The sequence below is a fragment of the Lysinibacillus sp. DFXJR4 genome (genome assembly GCF_057196045.1).
The window spans coordinates 219,448-240,944 of sequence record NZ_JBXUNW010000005.1; the positions used below are offsets into that span (position 1 = coordinate 219,448).

Below are 21,497 nucleotides of genomic sequence, written 5' to 3' on the forward strand. Positions count from 1 at the left end.
CGCAATACTGTACTGTGCATTTAAAGTCAAAAATTAAACCCAAATTTAGGAGGAAACAAACAATGGCTACTATGTACTATGAACAAAACATCAACGAGGAAGTATTAAAAGGGAAAAAAATCGCAATTATCGGATATGGCTCACAAGGTCATGCACATGCTCTTAACCTAAAAGAATCAGGCTTTGATGTAGTTGTAGGTGTTCGTCCAGGCGGATCTTTCGATGCAGCGAAAGCTGATGGATTAGACGTTAAAACTGTAGCTGAGGCAGCACAAGAAGCAGACGTTATTCAAATCTTACTTCCAGATGAGCGCCAAAAAGCTGTCTATGAGGCTGAAATCGCTCCACATCTTGAAGCAGGTAAAGCACTTATGTTTGCACACGGCTTTAACATTCATTTCGGTCAAATTACACCACCAGCAGATGTTGATGTATTCTTAGTAGCACCAAAAGGTCCAGGACACTTAGTGCGTCGTCAATATCAAGAGGGTGCAGGTGTACCAGGTTTATTCGCAATCCATCAAGATGCAACAGGTCAAGCGAAAGACTTAGCCCTAGCATACGGAAAAGGAATTGGCGCAGCTCGCGGTGGTCTTCTTGAAACTACATTTAAAGAGGAAACTGAAACAGACCTATTCGGTGAACAAGCAGTACTTTGTGGTGGTGCTACACAATTAGTAAGAGCTGGTTTTGAAACATTAGTTGAAGCTGGTTACCAACCAGAATTAGCATACTTTGAAACACTTCATGAATTAAAATTAATCGTTGACCTTATGTTTGAAGGTGGTATGGCAACAATGCGTTACTCAGTATCGGATACAGCTGAGTGGGGTGACTATGTTGCAGGACCACGTATTATCGATGAATCCGTAAAAGGTCGTATGAAAGAAGTATTAACAGATATCCAGGATGGTACGTTTGCTCGCCGTTGGATTCAAGAAAACGAAAACGGTCGTCCAGAATATACAAAATTCAAAGAAGCAGGTGCAAACCACCAAATCGAAGAAGTTGGTGCTAAATTACGTGCTATGATGCCATTCATCAATGAAGGGAAAGAAAAAGTTGTGAGAGAAGTGGCAACAAGTGCGAAAAATTAATATTTTCGATACAACTCTTCGCGACGGCGAACAATCCGCTAGTATTATATTAAATACAGCAGAAAAATTGAAATCGCCAAGCAACTGTTGGCAAGGGGCGCGATGCACTGGGTAAAGCCATCATTAATATTCGTTATGATGGTGTGTGTCGACAACTGGCAGAAATTCCTCACAGGATGTCTTAGAAGCTTCTGCAAAAGCTTATCTAAATGCGATTAATCGTCATTTAATTCTGGCAAGTTTACGTGCACAACCTGTGAGTTAAGCATTAAGCCTCTGGTGAATGTCACAGATTAGTGGTAGTGAATGGACTTCGTATCATTCACATTGATGGCTCTCATCTATATTTGTAGGTGAGAGTCTTTACTAAAATAGTGTATGTCTACACTATACAAAGAAAGGTGTTTTGACGATGGAGAAAAAAATTACAGTACTTCCTGGTGACGGAATTGGGCCAGAGGTTGTTGCTTCTGCTGTACGTGTATTGCAAGTAATTGGTAAACGTTTCAACCATACATTCCATTTGGGTTATGCAACAATTGGAGGCGCTGCCATCGACCAACACAATAATCCATTACCAGATGAGACGATTGAAATGTGTGAAAGCAGCGATGCAATTTTACTTGGGGCAGTAGGTGGTCCGAAATGGGATAATAATCCACCTGAATTACGTCCAGAAAAAGGCTTATTGCGTATTCGTAAACATTTTGATTTATTTGCAAATCTACGTCCAGTAAAGGCGTTCCCGAGTTTACTTGATGCTTCACCATTAAAACGTGAAGTTGCCGAAAACGTCGATTTAATGATTGTACGTGAATTAACAGGCGGCGTATACTTCGGGGAACCACGTATGCGTACTGAAAATGGTGCGATTGATACAACTGTTTATTCAACGGCTGAGGTTGAACGGATTGTTGAAAATGCCTTTGAATTAGCACGTTTACGTGGAGGCAAATTATGTTCTGTTGATAAAGCAAATGTACTGGAAACTAGTCGACTATGGCGAGAAGTAGTAGAAGCGAAGAAAAAAGAATATCCCGATGTACAGGTTGAGCATAATTTAGTTGATTCGGTGGCGATGAAATTAATTACAAATCCAGGTCACTATGATGTGGTTGTTACTGAAAATATGTTTGGTGATATTTTAAGTGATGAAGCCTCTGTTATTACAGGTTCTTTAGGTGTATTACCATCGGCCTCCATTCGTGGCGATAATTTCGGTCTATATGAACCAGTACATGGCTCAGCTCCAGAAATTGCTGGCCAAGGTGTAGCCAATCCAGCGGCAACTATTCTTTCTGTGGCGATGATGCTGCAATATTCATTTGGCTTAAAAGAAGAAGCGGCGGAAATTGAACGTGCTGTTAGTGCAGTATTTGATGATGGTTATTTCACAGCAGATCTTGCTCGTGATGGTGGTCGTATTCTATCTACGAATGAATGGACAGATAAAGTAATTAACGAGATTGATACTAGCTTTGTTTCAGAAAGCATTATGACAACATACATTTAAGAAATAGGTGAAGACAATGGGCAAAAATATAATTGAAAAGATTTGGGATAAACATGTTGTTTATCAGGAAGAGGGCAAACCTGACCTGTTATATATTGATCTTCATTTAATTCATGAAGTTACTTCTCCGCAGGCTTTTGAAGGTCTGCGTATGAACGGACGTAAGGTGCGCCGTCCAGATTTAAGCTTTGCAACAATGGATCATAACGTACCTACTAAAAATCTACCAACAATTAATGACCCAATTGCACGTAATCAAATCGAAACTTTGGCTAAAAATGCTGAAGAATTCGGTGTCGAGCTAGCTGGAATGGGGCACCCTGATCAGGGAATTGTTCATGTTATTGGACCAGAATTAGGCTTAACACAGCCTGGTAAAACAATTGTTTGCGGTGATTCCCATACATCCACACACGGTGCCTTTGGAGCTATTGCCTTTGGTATTGGTACGTCTGAGGTAGAGCATGTACTTTCAACACAAACCCTTTGGCAAAACAAGCCAAAAACAATGGAAATTCGTGTTGAAGGTGAGCTACCTGTTGGTGTAGCTGCAAAAGATATTATTCTAGCAATTATCGCTAAATTCGGTATCGGCGTTGGTACAGGACATATTGTGGAATTCACTGGAGAGGCTATCCACAAACTCTCAATGGAAGAACGTATGACGATTTGTAACATGTCAATTGAAGCAGGTGCAAAGGCTGGTCTTATTTCACCTGACCAAATAACTGTTGACTACATTCGTGGTCGTAAATATGCACCCCAAGACGAAAAATTTGATGAAGCGGCAGCCTATTGGGTAAGCCTTGCTTCTGATGCGGACGCAACATATGATACAGTTCGTATTATTAAAGCAGAAGAAATTGAGCCAATCATTACTTGGGGAACAAATCCTTCCATGGGTACAGGTGTCTCAGGAACTGTTCCAACACAAGCGGATTACAAGGATGAATCAGATAAAGCGGCACTTCGCAAAGCACTTGCCTATATGGGCTTAAAAGAAGGGCAACCATTAACATCCATCGATATCCAACACGTATTTATCGGCTCTTGTACAAACTCACGCATCAGTGATTTACGCGCGGCTGCAAGTGTCATCCAAGGAAGAAAGGTACATGATAATGTCACAGCAATCGTTGTACCAGGTTCCCATTCTACAAAAAAGCAAGCTGAGGCAGAAGGGTTAGATAAAATCTTTACAGAAGCAGGCTTTGAATGGCGTGAATCAGGTTGCTCCATGTGTTTAGCTATGAATGATGATGTTGTACCTGCTGGCGAACGCTGTGCATCTACATCCAACCGTAACTTTGAAGGACGCCAGGGAGCAGGTTCTCGTACACACCTTGTATCACCACCAATGGCAGCAGCCGCAGCAATTGCTGGACATTTTGTGGATGTACGTGAATTTGTAAAGGAAACGGTGTAAGTTTGTTTTTACACGGAAGGGATGATTGAACATGGAACCAATTAATATCGTGAATAGTGTCATAACGCCACTTGATCGTAAAAACGTAGATACAGATCAAATTATTTCGAAAGAGTTTCTAAAACGAATTGAGCGCACAGGCTTTGGAAAATTTTTATTTTATCATTGGCGTTTTGACACACAGGGTAATGAAATTCCAGATTTTGTATTGAATAAACCTGAATTTAAAAACTCCAAAATTTTAGTAGCACAAGATAACTTTGGATGTGGTTCTTCTCGCGAACATGCTCCATGGGCTATCCTAGATTATGGCTTCAATGTTGTTATCGCACCATCATTTGCAGATATTTTCCATAATAACTGCTTTAAAAATGGTATTTTACCAATTAAGCTAACAGAAGCAGAATGTGATGAAATTTTAGCAAAGGGTCACGATAAGCCTTACACGATGGAAGTCAATCTGGAGGCTCAAACAGTAACTGGTGAAGATGGAGCCGTCTATAAATTTAACATTGATTCTTATTATAAAGAAACTTTACTAAATGGCTGGGATGAAATTGCCCTAACGATAAAATACGAGGAACAAATTGCTGCTTACGAAGCAAAACGTATTGCATTTTAATAGATGATTTTCCATAAGACTGAAGACGAGGTACAATTGTCTTCAGTCTTTTTATTGCAGTTAGATGTTGCCGGTTAAATGGAGGATGGTGAATGCTTGGGTAAGGGGAAACTCCTTCGGAACCAAGAAGAAACGCTCGGCCAGGAGAAAAAGCGCTCAGGTGCCGTCCAGAATCTCTCGGCTAGGATAGTAAATCGCTCAGGTGCCGTCCAGAATCGCTCGTCTAGGATAGTAAATCGCTCAGGTGCCATCAAGAATCGCTCGGCCAGGAGAAAAAAGCGCTCAGGTGCTGTCCAGAATCGCTCGGCCAGAAGAGAAAAGCGCTCAGCTAGGAGAAAAAACCGCTCGTTATTCTTGTTTCGATCACATTTTTTTCGATAGAATATAAGGAATGAAAGGTAGGGAAAAAGATGATTACAGTTATTGGGAGTCTTAATATGGATTTGGTTGTACAAATGGATACTTTTCCAAAGCAAGGTGAAACGATTTTTGGTTCAGCGTTTCAAACGGCACCAGGTGGTAAGGGGGCCAATCAGGCAATTGCTGCTGCACGTCTTGGAAGTGAGGTTACAATGATTGGCTGTGTGGGCAATGATAGCTTTGGTGAAACCCTACGAAAGGTTTTATTGCAAGAGTCAATTCAAACTAAGGCTATTAAAAGTACGGCAGTGCCTACTGGGATTGCCAATATATTAATCTATAATCAAGATAACCGCATTATTGTAGTGCCTGGCGCAAATTATGAGTTAAAGCCTGCTCAGATTGAAGCGGCAAGGGAAATTATTCAGCAAAGTCAAATGGTCATTATACAGCTCGAAATTCCCAAGGAAACTGTTGCCTATGCCCTAAAATTATGCAAAGAAGTCCATATACCTGTGCTATTAAATCCTGCTCCAGCAGCTAATTTTGATGTCCAATGGATGGAAGATATTTCGTATATTACACCGAATGAAACGGAATGTGCAGAAATTTTTGGCGATGATTTTGACACTATTTTAAAAAAATATCCAAATAAAATGATTATAACCTTAGGTAGTGACGGAGCTCGTTATTTTGATGGGGAATATCAGATTCATGTGCCAGCTTATATGACAAAAGCGGTAGATACAACAGGTGCAGGTGATACGTTTAATGGAGCACTTGCCTATGCTTTAGTTGAAGGTCAGTCATTAGATCAGGCTCTATATTTTGCGAACATTGCAGCCTCTCTATCCGTTGAGAAATTTGGCGCTCAAGCTGGCATGCCAACACTTGGAGAGGTATATGCACGTATGGCTGGATTAGAAGAATAATAGATATAAAATTTACTTTCTCAATAATAGGGAATAATATACGTAATAGTTGATTAAATATACATGAGATAATTCCTAATTTTGACGACTCTCTGTAAGCATTTTGTCCTTTTTTGTCAATATTTCTTAGTACTATGTATTAGAAAAGGATTCGTATCATTTATAATAGACTTATAGATACATACGAAAAGAGGTTTTGAGGATGACAAACATTGACAACCTGCCAATCGAAAATACAGCCTCAGCAAATAATATTTTACCACAGCTTGTTGATCGTTTAAGACAATTGCATGGCATCATCGTACAGAATACATATGTAAAAGACACAGCTAAGCATCTTAATCGAATTATACAGGATGCCAATAATCAAACGATGATTCTTATTGTGGGGAAAGAGCGAGTTGGCAAAACAACACTTGTGAACGGGCTTTTAGGACGTCACGTTTTACCTGTGAGTGAACAGCATCCAACTGGCGTAAATACATTTTTGCGATATGGCGAACATGAAGAAATAAGAGCCTATTTTTTGGATGGTGTTGTGGCAATATTTGATATGAGTAAGCTTGACTTACTGACAACTGGTGATACTTTTGCATCGGAAATATTACGGGAGCATTTAGATTACTTGGAGGTATATCTAAAAAATGATTTATTAAAGTCAGTAACAATTATTGATTCAGTGTCATTGGAAGCTGGCGGTGGGGAAAGAGCTTACTTCTCTGAGTCATTAATTAATCGAGTGGATGAAATTTTTTGGGTTTTACGCTCAGGTTCTATGGCCATTGATGCGGAAATATTATTAATGGAAACCTTAAAAAATAAAGGTGTTGAACCACATTGTGTGATAAATGGGATAGATTCGAATGAAGAAACAGAGGGGTTTATTCTTTCCGAGAGAGAACGAATTGGTCATTTAGTCAGTGATTTTATTCCTATCTCAGCATCAAATGCACTGAAGGCTCAACAAACTAACAATGATGAGCTATGGCATAAGAGCCAATATGAGCAATTAATTACTCAAATTCATCGAGTTGCACAAAATAGTGATAAAAAAACGTACGCTATTTTAATTCGCTTTTTGCAATGGCTAGAACGATTCCGCTTTGAATTAACTGTGATTCCTCAACGTGATCCATTCCAATCTGCCGTTGAGAACATTGAAAAATATGCAGGCGATACTCAATATGAGTTTTCTCGCTATCAACGCGATTTAACAATTGTCACAGAATATGAACAAGAATATGAAGATGTCGCCAATGTATTTAAAAATGTTCAGACATTATATCAGCTATTACAAACCATTTCTCAGCATGACTATTTGCAGGACAAAATTGTAGAAGGCTTTACAGAAAAGGCCATCCATTATCAGCAAGTGTTACGAGAATATCGCAATATGTATAGCGAATATAAACGTGAATATGATCGATTGGATGCACAGCATAAAAAAATTCATGGAAAAGGATTAATGAAAGCAATTTTTGGTCAGCATACCCAAAATGAATTTTTCAAGGAACGTGTGAATAAGCTAAATGAGCAGCAGGCTGTTTGTATTGAACAATTTGAGAAAATACAGGAAGCAGAGGCAATTATGCTTCAGGCTATTCATCCTATCCAAAGCTATCTAATGGATTTAACGAAAAAACGTTTGCAACGCATTGAGCTAAAGGTACAAGAGCTCAATCAACAACGTTCAAAAGAAAAACGCCAATTAAAATTATATGCCAATAAATTAAATGAATTTTCTTGTTTAATCGAAGCACAGGGCTATATTAAGGAAAACATTCAGCCGTTTTTATTAAATGGACAAATGCCGCTTAAAGCAAAAGACCTTGAAATGCTAAAAGAGACAATCCATCGTATTATGAGCATTGATTTATCCTATAATGGTATTCTTGCACGTAGCCAAATGAATAATAAGATGGAAAGCATTGCAATTCCTTTTGATGTTCAAGATAAATATCCAATTTATGCATTAAGCTTAGTAGAAACAGATGTAAAATCAAATGATATTCCAGACATACCGAAAAAATTAGATATTCATTACGAGGAGTAAGGTGCTAGAAAAATGTTCTAAAAGTATTGTCAACTTTTAGAACATTTTTTCATTTGAAACAAATGATGGTATTTGTCCGTATAGTTAGGGAGGAGGGATTTTTATGATTACTGTTAACGGACGTTTTACAGAAGCGAAAATTTATGCTAAAAGCGCACTGCCATCAGCTATTGATCAAATTCAAGAATTAACAGATCAGGCCTTTATGGCAGGCACGAAAATACGAATTATGCCAGATTACCACGCAGGAAAGGGGTGTGTGATTGGCACAACTATCCAGCTACAAGATCGCGTAGTCCCTAACCTTGTCGGTGTTGATGTTGGCTGTGGTGTTTTTGTAGCGGAATTGGATGCGTCAGCTATTGATTTTGCCAAGCTGGATGCAACTATTAGAGATTATGTACCTAGTGGGCAGGATGTTCATCCTGAAGTTTCACCTACGCGCCAATTTATAGAATTTGAAGGAAGTCAATTTAAGGCGAGTGGTATAAAGGATGAGTATACCAATCTATCATTGGGTACACTTGGTGGAGGAAATCATTTCATCGAATTGGCAAAAGACGAAAACGATGTCCATTATTTATTAATTCATACCGGCTCTCGATATGTCGGCGCCAAAGTAGCTAACTGGCATCAAAAGAGAGCCTATGAAACATTGCGTCGAGAGGATTTAACAGTAAAGATTGAGGAGCTGAAAGAACAGGGGCGTCACAAAGAAATACAAGCGATGATAAAGGTTTACAAAGAACAAAACCCTTTAGTTCCCAAAGACTTAGCTTATTTAGAAGGCGAGTATTTCCATGATTATATGCATGATATGAAAATCGCGCAGCAATATGCACGAATGAATCGTTGGATCATTGCTGAAACAATAGCTCAGCATATGGGCTGGAATTTTAATGAAACCTTTGATACTATTCATAACTATATTGATACAGATACCATGACATTACGAAAGGGAGCAGTTCGTGCCAATAAAGGAGAAAAATTAGTCATTCCTATGAATATGAGAGACGGCTCGCTGATTTGTGTGGGAAAAGGAAACGAGGATTGGAATTTCTCAGCACCACATGGGGCAGGGCGAATGTACTCTAGACGAGCAGCTAAGGCGACATTAAATATGGCTGATTTTAAAGAAACAATGCAAGGTATATGGACAACATCTGTAAATGAGGAAACATTAGATGAGGCTCCTATGGCCTACAAGCCAATGATAGAGATTACATCGGCTATTGAAGAAACGGTGGATATTATCAAAGTTATTAAACCTGTTTATAATTTTAAAGCGAGTGAAGCAGCAATGCCCTATGATCGAAAAAAATAAATACCTTTCAAGATGTTAAATCACTCATTATACATCTATGACTGTCTATTAACATTATCCCTGTAATGGTATAAAATAGGCTTACAAAGATGAAATGGGTGGTTTTTTGGTATCTTCAAAAGATGTAGCAAAGTATGCAGGTGTTTCTCAAACAACTGTATCTAGAGTATTAAATACGCCTGAGTTAGTTAAGCCGAAAACAATTGAAAAGGTAATGAGGGCGATTGAAGAATTAAACTATATTCCAAATGATATAGCGAGATCACTTGTTCAGCAAAAAACAGGGACAATTACATTGATTTCAGGACCTTTACACAATCCTTTTTTTGTTGATACAACTACAGCAATTGTTAACTATGTCAATGCTCGTGGCTATAAAGTTCATGTTTATTTTGGAACGGAGGATAACTTAGACACGATTTATAATTCTGTTTTAGAAACGAAGGCAGATGCGATTATTTTATCGTCAATGCTGTATACCGATCCTTTATTTTTTAAGTTAGAAAAATTAGGCATACCTTTTATTATGTTTAATCGCAAGCATCAAGAAAATAGACATTTTGTAGAGATAAATAATGTAGAAGCTGGATATATCGCGACAAATCATATTTTATCTTTAGGTCATCGAGATATTTGTTGGATTGGCGGCCCTCATGAAATGAGTACCTTTTATGGAAGGTATAAGGGCTTTCAAAAGGCTTTAGAGGATCATCAGATTGATGTAAAAGCGGTTCCGTCTTTTTTTACAAATACCAATAAAATTGATATTGAACGAGTTTTTGAAGAGATTGTGCAGCTTCCTAAGCGACCAACTGCTATTTGTGCTGCGACGGATGCTATAGCAATTGAAATATTAAATTTATGCTTAGCGCAGGGCTATAGGGTGCCAGGGGATTTTAATGTAATAGGTATAGATAATGTCGAGCTTAGTAAGCATCATTCTATCGCCTTAACAACAGTAGGCTTAGAATCAGAAAAAAACCTTGGATTTATGGCAATTGAAAAATTATTTGAGGTCATGGAGAAAAAAAGTACTTGCATACAGCAAACAGAATCTGTTAAACTTTTCCCAAGAAATACAACATGTAAGAAAATAAACTGATAAAATGTCAGTTTGTTTTTTTACACCAAAATGGTTACGTATTCATTTCTTTATATTCAGAAATGAATACGTAACCATTCAAGGGAAGGAGTGATGAAGTCTTGAAAAGGGGCTTATGGATGAAAGGACAATGGCAAATGACAGACGAATTTATGGAGGTTCAAGCCCCCTATTCGAAAGAGGTAATTGCACAGTTTGCAATGGCAACTGAACAGGATGTACAGTTTGCCATTGAAAGTGCACAAGCAGCAGCCTCTGAAATGGCAGCCTTAACTGCGTTCCAACGAGCAGAAATTTTAGAGCATCTATCTAGATTGTTTTTGGAAAATCGAGAGGAAGCAGCTAGTATTATTTCACTAGAATCAGCAAAGCCATTAAAGTATGCCTATGCTGAAATTGATCGTACGATTGAAACCTATAAATTTGCAGCAGAGGAAGCAAAACGATTATCTGGCGAAATGATTCCGATGGACGCTTCTAAAAATGGAGAAGGGCGCTTTGCTTATACAATCCGAGAACCAATAGGCGTCATTGCAGCTATTACACCATTTAATTTTCCACAAAATTTAGTAGCCCATAAAGTGGGACCAGCTTTAGCTGCGGGCAATACGATTGTGTTAAAGCCAGCTACTCAAACAGCTTTATCTGCCCATTTTCTAGCGAAATTATTGGCACAAACTAATTTACCAGCAGGAGCTTTTAATCTAGTGACTGGGCAAGGGAAATTAGTAGGAGATGTATTTTTAACACATCCAAATGTAAAAATGATAACGTTTACCGGAAGTCCTGCTGTAGGTATTTCATTACGAAATCGTGCTGGTTTAAAAAAGGTAACATTAGAATTAGGCTCAAATGCAGGGGTGATTGTTGACGAAGGGGTTCAACTTGATCAGATTATGGACCGAATTGTAATGGGGGCATTTTCAAATCAAGGTCAGGTATGTATCTCATTACAACGGATATATGTAATGGAAAGCATGTTACAAGCGTTTTTAGAAAAGCTAAGTGCAAAAGTAGCACAGCTTATTATTGGTGATCCTCTTGACCAAACAACGGATATAGCCATGATGATTTCAGAAACGGAACAACTACGGGCCCTCCAATGGATTGAAGAAGCGGTTGCTGAAGGGGCAAAAATAATATCTGGTGGCCATATTGATCATAATGTTCTACTGCCAACTGTGCTATCCAACGTATCATCCCATAGCAGAGTATCATGTGAAGAAATTTTTGCACCAGTTGTCATCGTGAATTCAGTGTCTACTATAGAGGAGGCAATAGAAGCTGTTAACGATTCTCATTATGGCTTACAGGCAGGTATTTTTACACCCTCGATAGAGACTGCATTTAAGGCTTCAAGGGCATTACGGGTAGGAGGTGTCCTAATCAATGATGTGCCGACCTATCGTGTAGATCATATGCCGTATGGTGGCGTAAAAGAAAGTGGCACAGGTCGTGAGGGCATTAAGTATGCAATCGAAGAAATGACAGAAATGAAGCTCATTATTTGGAATAACAATTAATCATGAATGGAGATGGGAAAAATGAAGATCATCAAACAACACCCAAAATTGTATGTAATGGACAATGGTACGATGCGAATGGATAAAAACTATATGATTGCTATGCATAATCCAGCAACTATCGATCATCCAAACCAGCCAAATGAATTTGTAGAATTTCCAGTATATACAGTGTTAATTGATCATCCAGAGGGCAAAATTTTATTTGATACTGCATGTAATCCAAACTCGATGGGACCTGAAGGGCGTTGGGGAGAATTTACGCAAAAAGCATTTCCTATTAATATGCCAGAAGAATGCTATTTACATCATCGTTTAGAAGAATTAAACGTTCGTCCTGAGGATATCAAATATGTAGTTGCTTCCCATCTGCATCTCGATCATGCAGGCTGCTTAGAACTGTTTACCAATGCGACGATTATTGTACAGGAAGATGAATTCAATGGAACACTCCAAACCTATGCAAGAAATGTAAAAGAAGGTGCTTATATTTGGGGTGACATTGATATGTGGATTAAAAATAATCTACAATGGCGCCTCATTAAACGAGGTGAGGACAACGTGAAGCTTGCGGAAGGGATTCAAGTATTGAATTTTGGCAGTGGCCATGCTTGGGGCATGCTTGGCCTTCATATTAATATGCCTGAAACGGGCGGTATAATTTTAGCTTCAGATGCCATTTACACAGCGGAAAGCTTTGGTCCACCTGTGAAGCCACCAGGAATTATTTATGATTCGGTTGGCTATAATTCTACCGTTGAACGAATTCGCCGACTTGCTAATGAAACGAATTCACAGGTTTGGTTTGGTCATGATCCTGTCCAGTTTAAATCATTTAGAAAATCGACGGAAGGTCACTATGAATAGATTGGAGTAGATCATTTATGCATAAATTAACCTTTACTCCTGTAAGTTATACAGGCTGGGGAAGTTTACATCAGCTTCTACCTGAAGTAGAAAAATTTAAAGCTACCAATATTTTAATTGTCACAGATCCATTTTTAAAAGAACTAGGGTTAACAGATAAAATCGAACAACCTTTGCTTGCAAAAGGATATGCGACTACGATTTATACAGATATTGCCCCAGAACCACCGCTTGCTATTGGAGAAAAGCTAGTTGACTTTACTAGGAAATATCACTTTGATCTAGTCATCGGATTAGGTGGCGGAAGTGCTCTAGATTTAGCCAAGCTTGCTGCCGTTTTAGCAGTACATGATGGAAAAGTGGCAGATTACTTAAATTTAACAGGTACAAAAACACTCGAACAAAAAGGATTACCCAAAATTTTAATACCAACTACATCTGGAACAGGCTCTGAAGTGACAAATATTTCTGTGCTGTCGCTTGAAACAACAAAAGACGTTGTGACACATGACTATTTATTAGCAGATATTGCCATCGTAGACCCAGAGCTTACGATTTCATTACCACCAAAGGTAACGGCTGCAACGGGTGTAGATGCCTTAACACATGCAATTGAGGCATATGTTTCAGTCAACGCCAATGAGGTGACTGATGCCCTTGCACTACAGGCAATTCGCTTAATTAGTGGCTCCATTCGCACGGCTGTCCATGAAGGACAAAATAGGCAGGCTCGTTCAGATATGAGCTATGGTAGTTATTTAGCTGGCTTGGCCTTCTTCAATGCTGGAGTAGCAGGTGTACATGCTCTAGCCTATCCATTAGGTGGTCAATTCCATATAGCTCATGGTGACTCTAATGCAGTGCTTTTACCATATGTCATGGGATATATTCGTCAAAGCTGTGAAAAACGTTTGAAGGATATTTTAGATGCAATGGGTATCTCATCTGCCTATTTATCGCAAGAAGAGGCTTCCTATAAATGTGTAGATGCATTACAACAACTGGTTCAAGATGTTAATATTCCTTCTACTTTAAAAGGGTTTCATATACCAGAGGATGCCTTAGAGCAATTAACGGACGATGCAACAAAGCAAACAAGAATATTAGCACGAAGTCCGATGCTACTAGAACGAGAAGATATCTATACGATTTATCGAGCTGCATTTGACGGAGAAATTCGAGAGCCTCACCAATTATAAAGAAGAAAAGAGAAACGTTGGTTTTTTACGTTTCTCTTTTCTTATGAAGAAATCTAAAATTAAAATGAACGATATAGTCTTTTCAACTGTCTAATAAATAGAAAGGAGTGAGAAAGTTGGATGAACAAGCTTTTTTAAATTTACTAAAACAATATGAACAGACCATGTATCGTATGGCCTTTGCCTATTTAAAAAATGAGCATGATGCTATTGAGGCTGTTCAAGAAGCTACTTATCGAAGCTTAAAAAAGAAACATACATTAAAAGAATCAGCTTATTTTGGAACATGGCTTGTTCGAATTCTACTGAATGTTTGTCATGATATGCGTAATAAAAGTATGCGACTTCATTTGCAGGAAGATATTGAAATTGAAGAAAACGTACATACCCACGACCGCTTTGAAATGACGGATATCATTACCAAACTACCAAAGGAGCAACAGGAGCTTATTTTTCTAAAATATTTTCATGACTATAGAAATCAAGATATTGCTGCCATTCAAAATATACCAGAAGGTACTGTGAAATCTAGATTGCATTCGGCATTGAAAAAGCTAAGACTTTATTTTCAGGAGAAAGGGGAATTGTAGATGGAGAAGGAAGAAAAGTATAACTATGATACATTTGTCCAGGAATTAGCACAAATTCATGTTCCAAATGATCAACTAGCTGTGGCACGTATGGAAAGTGTTCGTCGCTATCGAAAAGAAAACCGCAAACGTCAGCAAATATGGAAAGGCATGGCTCTAACATGTGCACTTCTAATGATTTTTGTGGGATCTATCCGTTTATCTCCCGCTTTTGCTAGTGTCGTTAGTAATATTCCAGGTCTTGCACCACTTGTTCAAATGATTACGTATGATAAAGGTGTTGCTGATATTCTTGATCATCACTATTATGAGGAATTAGGGCAAACCCAAACCAAAAATGACTTATCGTTTACACTTCAGGGGGTAATTGCCGATGAAACAGGGATGATTTTACCCTATAAAATTTCTTCACCAATGGATCTTAGTGATTCAGTTACTGAGAAAATAGAGCTTCGATTAAACGGTGAAGCAGTACATGCCCAAGTAGATTTTCACCGATATCGTGAGGAAAAAGTTTTTCAAATTGAAGACAATCTGATTGTTACATTCTTTGACCCAATAAATTATGAAAATGCCCAATTTGAATTATATATACAATTTGCGGATGAAAAACAAACTGAATTTACGTTTCCATTTGCACTTAAAAAAGGAATTGCGAAAGCAAAGATCTATGAATTGAATGAGAAAATGAGCTTCGAAGGACAGAATATTACGGTAAAGTCAGTCTCTATTTCACCAATTCGTACAGGTGTAACAATCGCACTTGACCCCAATAATGAGGAAAAAATTGTTGATTTCGATGATATACGTATTTTGGATGAAAAAGGGGAGGAATGGTCTGCAATCGATAGAGGTACAGTTGCTACAGGATCAGTGGATGAAGGAACAACGTACTATATGCAAAGTAATTACTTTAGAGAGCCCAAGAAGTTAACGTTATCTATTGGCAAAGTATTGATAGTACGAAAAGAACAGGATTATATAGATGTAGATTTTAATCAAAACAAAGTGGTATCCAAGCCATCTATTCCAGGGTTACAAGTTAAAGTAGAAAAACCAATGGTGACATTAAATATACCAACCTCAAGTTATATAAAAGGATTTAATGGGAATGCAACAGATGCAAATGATTATAATGTAGACGCAGAAAGTGAAGATATAAATAGTAATAATGACTATCTGACTGAGCAAATTGAAATATTGAATCTAAATGGAGTTGCCAATCCAGTTCGTCTTTCTTTTATTACAGATGAACTCTATTTAGAGGGAACACAAAAAGTAGATATACCCTTGAAATAAGAGTAATATTTCCATATTTTCAAAAGAGAGAAACGTTCATTTTTGAGCGTTTCTTTTTTATATCAAAATCAATCAAGGTTCCTGAAATATATAGTAAATAATGGGTGATTAGTATATAATATTTATTATTTTTCAATATGTGGAGGAATTCTAATGAAACTGGTACTACAGCTAACAAGTATAATTTTATTTGTTGCAACTTTAATTTTTAGTTTATCTCCAATATCAAGTTTAAAGGAAAAAAAGAGAGGATATGAAGTACTGGGGAAAAAAGGCGAATGGTACTAATAAGCCTCAAGAAGAATTCGAGTTGTTGAATTAATAGGAGGAATAGAATGTTAGTTGATATAAATTGTCCAGTTGAATTGCTTGAGTATCAGTTATTTAGAAGTAAAAAAACAGGTAAAGTTTATTGTTCATTTAGATTTAATAATATCTCAGAAAAAAATATAAAAGGCTTTAAAGCCACTGTCTATTGTTATGATCAATTTGGTGAGCCAGTTGGGATGGAATCAAATAGCTTTGAATACACACAGCAGTTAACGGAATCAATAAAGCCCAACCAGTCATTTGATAACGGTGAAAAAATTCCATTAGATAATTTTCGCCATACAAGGAAAATGGATATAGTTATTCATAAAGTACTATTTAGTGATGAAACAACATGGACTAAACAGGAAACTGAATTAGAGGATATAGAACTAAAAGAAATTAACAGCCCCAAACAATTATCTTATGTTAAAGCACAGGAAGGAAATGATGCAAAATACTATTCACAAATAATAAATGATAAATGGTTATGTATATGTGGACGTCTAAATGTGGAGAATACAAAAACATGTAAGCGATGTAAAAGAGAAAAAGATCATATTCTATCAAATTACGGGAATGATAAAACGATAAATGAAAATATTACATTCTATGAAAAACAGATTGAAGATCATAAAAAGAAAGAACTAGCAGAAAAAGAACGTCAGCATAAAATATATAAGAAAAAAGTAAAGAAAGTCATTATGTATTGCTCGATGTTTATAAGTCTTTTATTGCTTATCGGTATAGCGGTTTTTGGCTTTATCACCAAGTTTACATTTTCGTGGAATAATTATCTTTTATTAAAAGATAAGAATAACTCTTTAATTGAGGCCGTTAAAATGGAAGATATAAAGAATATAGAATTTTTACTTAAAAACGGTGCAAAAGTTACTTTTATTAATAAAGACGGTGAAAATTCAGTAAGTGAAGCTATAAAATTACCAAATAAAAAAATTGCTATGTCCTTAATGAATAAAGAAATAGGAAGTATAAAGGTTGGTAAAGAAAGAAATACTCTTGCACATATTGCATCCATAAATAACCAATATGAAATACTAAAAGAGCTTCATCCATTTGGGGTTGATATGAATGTAAAAAATGAGCAAGGACACACGGTTCTATATTATGCAATGAAAATAGGGAACAGAGATATGATTGACTATCTTGTTAATGAAATTAAAGTGAATCTTCAAGAAGTGGACAATGAGGGAAATAATATAGTACAGGTAGCCCTATTACATCAGTTAAGCAATACAGAATTATTAAAGGACTTAGTGAACCTGGACCTTGATTTGAATAGAAAGAATGCAGCGGGTCAAAATACATATGAAACGGCTATTCTTACTCAAAATAAAGATATTGTTCAACTATTTATAGATAAAGGACTAAATCTCAATAAGGTTGATGAAAATGGAAATAATGCTATCCATGTTTTACTTAATCATAAAAAAGATGATATGACTTTCTTGTCTGAGCTAATAAAAAAGGGAACAGATCTAAATGGACTTAATAAGCAAGGTCAAACACCGTTATATTTAGCCATATTGAATGGAGATAAAAATACTGTTGAGGTACTAATAAAAAATAAGGCAAATCTAAATAGTGTAAATAGTAACGGGGAGTCAGCAGTGGAGATTGCTGAAAAGCATAACCAATCATTGGTGGAATTATTTGAACGGGATAAATTTATCATTAAGATCGATAAACAAAAAAATGTTTTTTTAGTAAATGGAATTACTTTAGGTTCTTCGAGAAAAGATGTAGTTAATAAGCTAGGAAACCCAGTTAAGAGGGAACAGTACATAACTGGAAATGGTGAAATAGACTGTAATATTTATTATTTGAAGGATAGTACTGGAAAAGATATAGAGACGCATTATTGTTCTTATATAGGTATAAGCGATACGATTGAATTTATTTCGTTTGATTTTTATTCTAAACAACAGAATGAAAAATGGTATAAAGATTTAGGGAAACCGTATAGCAATTTTGATGCGCCCTTATTTTACCTAAAGGGTACTGAACAACTATTGTTATTAAAACCGAACGAAGAAGTAGGATTTTTTGGTTATGCAGATGGCAATTTTTATTAAAACTAAAAAAATTTTATCCGTATTAATTCAGCAAAAAAGTAAGCTACTAAGTTTCCATCAAAAACTTAGTAGCTTTTTGCATTTTCCAAATTAAATTTTCATTTAAAATAGGCTAAATGAAATTCTATGCCTCAGCATCAGGCGTAAATGTGCGTGTAGCTAATTCCGCATCTAGCATAAAGATAGCATTGGAGTCATTTTCAATACGTTCAATTTTACGAATTAGTGTGTCGAATGTTGATTCTTCCTCTACCTGCTCATCAATAAACCATTTTAAGAATGCCATTGTCGCATGCTCACGTTCATCTAAAGCGATGTCTGACAAATTGTAAATACGACGAGTCACTTCTTTTTCATGAGAAAGTGCCGTTTTGAAGGCATCTAAAATAGATTCGAAATGATTACCTGGGCTCTCAAAACCTTGGATGGTTGCACGGTAGCCCATAACACTTAGGAAATTATAAAATTTCATGGCATGGAAGCGTTCTTCCTCTGCCTGTACTAAAAAGAAATTGGCAAAGCCATCATAATCTTGGTCCGTACAGTACGCAGCCATCGCCATATAGGCATGTGCGGAGTAAAATTCAAAATTCATTTGATCATTTAATGCTGTGTGTAGTTTTTCAGATAACATAAAAGTTTTCCTCCCTTTGCAGTAAATACCTTCTGCTTTCTTCTAGTATACAGCGAAGAGAGGCAGACATACAAAAATTTAATTTTTCACAGTAATCGCTACAAAACTCAATTGATATTAGTTCTCAATTAGCATTTTTAATCAAATTCATATTGAAATACTAATGCTTTTTATAGGTGATTTTTTCAAATATTTTATTTTGTGTTTTTCTGTTGATTTTTGACACCCACTAAATAACCACCAAGGGCAATACCAACTAACACAATCCAGAAAGTTGCTTTCCATAAAGTGGAGTGAGGGAATTCATGTGGAATTACACCTAGTTTTTCATGTGCTAATGTTAGGACGGCTAGTTTTACACCAACCCAGCCAACAATTAGGAAGGCAGCTGTTTCAAGGGATGGGAATTTATCGAGCACACGTACAAACCAACGTGCTGCAAATCGCATCATAATCACACCGATAATTCCTCCTAGGAACATAACTGCAAATTGCCCTGCATTAATGCCACCAATATCAAAATCTCCAATATATGGTAACGTTACTGCAATAGCAACTGCTGCTAAAATCGAATCAACTGCAAAGGCGATATCAGCTAATTCTACTTTCATTACAGTCACCCAGAAGCCAGATTTCTTTTTAGGCTCTTCAATTTCTTCCGGATTTTGCGAGGCTTTCCGAGAATCATAAATATGCTTGATAGACATGAATAATAAATAGGCAGCCCCTATAGCTTGAATTTGCCAGAAATTAACGAGTGTTGTGATAAGGAATAGAGCGGCAAAGCGGAAAATAAATGCACCCACTAATCCATATAATAATGCTTTTTGTTGCTGAGCCTTTGGTAAATGTTTAACCATTACAGCCATCACGACAGCGTTATCAGCAGCTAATAAACCCTCTAGTACAATTAATACAACGAGTACCCATGCGTATTCTAATAAAATTGCCTCCAAATTTGTTTCCTCCTTTAATCTTTTATAGAAGTGAATGACTGCTTTTAACTTAGTCTTTCCCTATTTTAGGCAAAAGAAAAAGACCTATGCCTAAAAAATAGGCAAAGGTCTTGCTAAGCGATTAACTGTATGTATACAGAAAAAATATCTTATCATTTAAGATATGCCTTCACACCCGATGGTCAAAAACCATGTAATGACGAATGTGAAATCAGATGGATTACTCGCATCTGCTAGCTACTCCCCTTTGACAATAATGTCAAAAGCTATTCAATTCTTTATAATTAAATTATAGCATTTCTAAACTGAAATGCAAATAGAAATATGGAAATTTGGCGAAAAAATACTTTTGGAATGGTTTAAACAAGTGGTACTATTGGAGATAAGTGAAAATTTAACAGCTTGAGAGGGGAACATATGTATAAAAAGTTTTTTTCATATTACAAACCACATAAGCGACTGTTTGTTATCGATTTTTCAAGTGCCATTATTGTCGCCATTTTAGAACTTGCATTTCCATTAGCAGTACAATGGTTTATCGATGAGCTTTTACCTACGGGTGACTGGGGTATGATAGTCAAAGTTAGTGTATTATTACTGCTTGTCTATGTACTGAGCACAGTTCTTAACTTTATCGTCAATTATTTGGGGCATAAGCTAGGCATTAACATTGAAACAGATATGCGGAAAGAGCTCTTTACGCATGTTCAACGACAATCGTTTCGATTCTTTGATAATACAAAAACAGGACATATCATGAGTCGGATCACAAATGATTTATTTGATATTGGGGAGTTTGCACATCATGGGCCAGAAGATTTATTTATTGCGATAATGACGTTTGTTGGTGCATTTGCTATTATGTTTAATGTTAATCCAACGCTGGCTTTAATTGCAGCGATTATGGTGCCATTTTTAACATGGCTAGTAACGTTTAGTAATGTAAAAATGAATAATGCATGGAAAACTATGTATGGAAAAATTGCTGATGTCAATGGGCGTGTAGAGGATAGCGTATCTGGTGTACGTGTCGTTAAATCCTTTACAAATGAAGCGTTTGAAATTGAACGTTTTCAAGAGCAAAATGGCTTTTTCCGCTCTGCCAAATTGTATGCTTATAAAATTATGGCAGGGACACACTCTAGTATTTATATGATGACACGCTTATTAACGTTAGTTGTACTTGTTGTTGGAGCATGGCTAAGCTTTAATGGAAAACTCTCTTATGGAGAACTGGTAAGCTTTGTTTTATATACAAATGTTCTAATAAAGCCTATTGATAAAATTAGTGCATTATTAGAGCTATATCCAAAGGGAATGGCAGGTTTTAAACGTTTCCGTGAGTTAATTGAGCAAGACCCTGAAATTCAAGATCGGGATGGAGCAAAAAACGTTACACACCTTTACGGGGATATTTCATTTAACAATGTTCATTTTAATTATGATTCTTCAAAAACGGTATTATCGAATATTACATTTGATATACAAGCAGGGCAGACGATTGCCTTTGTAGGTCCATCGGGTGCAGGCAAAACGACGATTTGTTCCTTAATTCCGAGATTTTACGATGTAAGCAGTGGAGCTATTACAATTGA

General features: G+C 36.8%; 18 protein-coding genes and 1 pseudogene. 17 read left to right on the plus strand and 2 right to left on the minus strand.

Annotated elements, in window-relative coordinates:
- The first annotated feature begins 62 nt into the window (after positions 1-62).
- The 16 genes and pseudogenes from ilvC to AC2CGN_RS13885 all read left to right on the plus strand — a co-directional run bounded on the left by ilvC (position 63) and on the right by AC2CGN_RS13885 (position 18,312).
- Positions 63-1,097, plus strand: coding sequence for a ketol-acid reductoisomerase (gene ilvC / locus AC2CGN_RS13810; RefSeq protein WP_286923783.1), 1,035 nt, complete (start codon positions 63-65; stop codon positions 1,095-1,097).
- Between the two features lie 74 nt (positions 1,098-1,171).
- Positions 1,172-1,362 (plus strand): annotated as a pseudogene (locus AC2CGN_RS13815) (alpha-isopropylmalate synthase regulatory domain-containing protein); the annotation flags it as partial.
- Between the two features lie 147 nt (positions 1,363-1,509).
- A complete protein-coding gene (leuB, locus tag AC2CGN_RS13820; RefSeq protein ID WP_286923784.1) occupies positions 1,510-2,610 on the plus strand; it encodes a 3-isopropylmalate dehydrogenase in 1,101 nt (366 codons plus the stop codon).
- A gap of 16 nt (positions 2,611-2,626) precedes the next feature.
- Positions 2,627-4,036: a 3-isopropylmalate dehydratase large subunit gene (gene leuC / locus AC2CGN_RS13825; protein WP_429982108.1), complete on the plus strand. Its 1,410-nt coding sequence runs from the start codon at positions 2,627-2,629 to the stop codon at positions 4,034-4,036.
- A gap of 31 nt (positions 4,037-4,067) precedes the next feature.
- Positions 4,068-4,658, plus strand: coding sequence for a 3-isopropylmalate dehydratase small subunit (gene leuD / locus AC2CGN_RS13830; RefSeq protein ID WP_484514440.1), 591 nt, complete (start codon positions 4,068-4,070; stop codon positions 4,656-4,658).
- 410 nt (positions 4,659-5,068) lie between these two features.
- Complete coding sequence (gene rbsK, locus AC2CGN_RS13835) at positions 5,069-5,950, plus strand: ribokinase (RefSeq protein ID WP_484514442.1); 882 nt, start codon at positions 5,069-5,071, stop codon at positions 5,948-5,950.
- 202 nt (positions 5,951-6,152) lie between these two features.
- Entirely contained in the window at positions 6,153-8,003 is a 1,851-nt protein-coding gene (locus AC2CGN_RS13840; protein ID WP_429982105.1) for a dynamin family protein, read from the plus strand.
- A gap of 103 nt (positions 8,004-8,106) precedes the next feature.
- On the plus strand, positions 8,107-9,327 hold the full coding sequence (locus tag AC2CGN_RS13845; protein ID WP_484514444.1) for an RtcB family protein: 1,221 nt from the start codon (positions 8,107-8,109) through the stop codon (positions 9,325-9,327).
- Between the two features lie 106 nt (positions 9,328-9,433).
- Positions 9,434-10,429, plus strand: a complete 996-nt coding sequence (locus tag AC2CGN_RS13850) for a LacI family DNA-binding transcriptional regulator (RefSeq protein ID WP_429987535.1) — start codon at positions 9,434-9,436, stop codon at positions 10,427-10,429.
- A 101-nt stretch (positions 10,430-10,530) separates the two neighbouring features.
- Positions 10,531-11,952: an aldehyde dehydrogenase family protein gene (locus AC2CGN_RS13855; RefSeq protein WP_484514447.1), complete on the plus strand. Its 1,422-nt coding sequence runs from the start codon at positions 10,531-10,533 to the stop codon at positions 11,950-11,952.
- Positions 11,953-11,973: 21 nt separating this feature from the next.
- Complete coding sequence (gene ahlS, locus AC2CGN_RS13860) at positions 11,974-12,819, plus strand: AhlS family quorum-quenching N-acyl homoserine lactonase (RefSeq protein WP_286923794.1); 846 nt, start codon at positions 11,974-11,976, stop codon at positions 12,817-12,819.
- A 17-nt stretch (positions 12,820-12,836) separates the two neighbouring features.
- Positions 12,837-14,018 carry an iron-containing alcohol dehydrogenase gene (locus AC2CGN_RS13865; protein ID WP_484514449.1) on the plus strand — a complete coding sequence of 394 codons (1,182 nt, stop codon included), beginning with the start codon at positions 12,837-12,839 and terminating at the stop codon, positions 14,016-14,018.
- Positions 14,019-14,134: 116 nt separating this feature from the next.
- On the plus strand, positions 14,135-14,608 hold the full coding sequence (locus AC2CGN_RS13870) for a sigma-70 family RNA polymerase sigma factor (protein WP_286923797.1): 474 nt from the start codon (positions 14,135-14,137) through the stop codon (positions 14,606-14,608).
- On the plus strand, positions 14,609-15,907 hold the full coding sequence (locus tag AC2CGN_RS13875) for a DUF4179 domain-containing protein (protein ID WP_484514451.1): 1,299 nt from the start codon (positions 14,609-14,611) through the stop codon (positions 15,905-15,907). It abuts the gene before it with no gap.
- A gap of 153 nt (positions 15,908-16,060) precedes the next feature.
- Positions 16,061-16,195, plus strand: a complete 135-nt coding sequence (locus tag AC2CGN_RS13880; protein ID WP_429982099.1) for a hypothetical protein — start codon at positions 16,061-16,063, stop codon at positions 16,193-16,195.
- 47 nt (positions 16,196-16,242) lie between these two features.
- Positions 16,243-18,312, plus strand: a complete 2,070-nt coding sequence (locus tag AC2CGN_RS13885) for an ankyrin repeat domain-containing protein (RefSeq protein WP_484514453.1) — start codon at positions 16,243-16,245, stop codon at positions 18,310-18,312.
- Positions 18,313-18,436: 124 nt separating this feature from the next.
- Here the strand turns inward: AC2CGN_RS13885 and AC2CGN_RS13890 are convergent, their stop codons facing one another.
- Together AC2CGN_RS13890 and AC2CGN_RS13895 are read right to left on the minus strand one after the other, a co-directional pair.
- On the minus strand, positions 18,437-18,946 hold the full coding sequence (locus AC2CGN_RS13890; protein ID WP_484514455.1) for a ferritin: 510 nt from the start codon (positions 18,944-18,946) through the stop codon (positions 18,437-18,439).
- 194 nt (positions 18,947-19,140) lie between these two features.
- Positions 19,141-19,902 carry a TerC family protein gene (locus AC2CGN_RS13895; protein ID WP_484514457.1) on the minus strand — a complete coding sequence of 254 codons (762 nt, stop codon included), beginning with the start codon at positions 19,900-19,902 and terminating at the stop codon, positions 19,141-19,143.
- A 417-nt stretch (positions 19,903-20,319) separates the two neighbouring features.
- Between AC2CGN_RS13895 and AC2CGN_RS13900 the strand changes: the two genes are divergently transcribed.
- Positions 20,320-21,497 (plus strand): ABC transporter transmembrane domain-containing protein (locus AC2CGN_RS13900; RefSeq protein WP_484514459.1); only part of this gene is annotated, 1,178 nt, incomplete at its 3' end.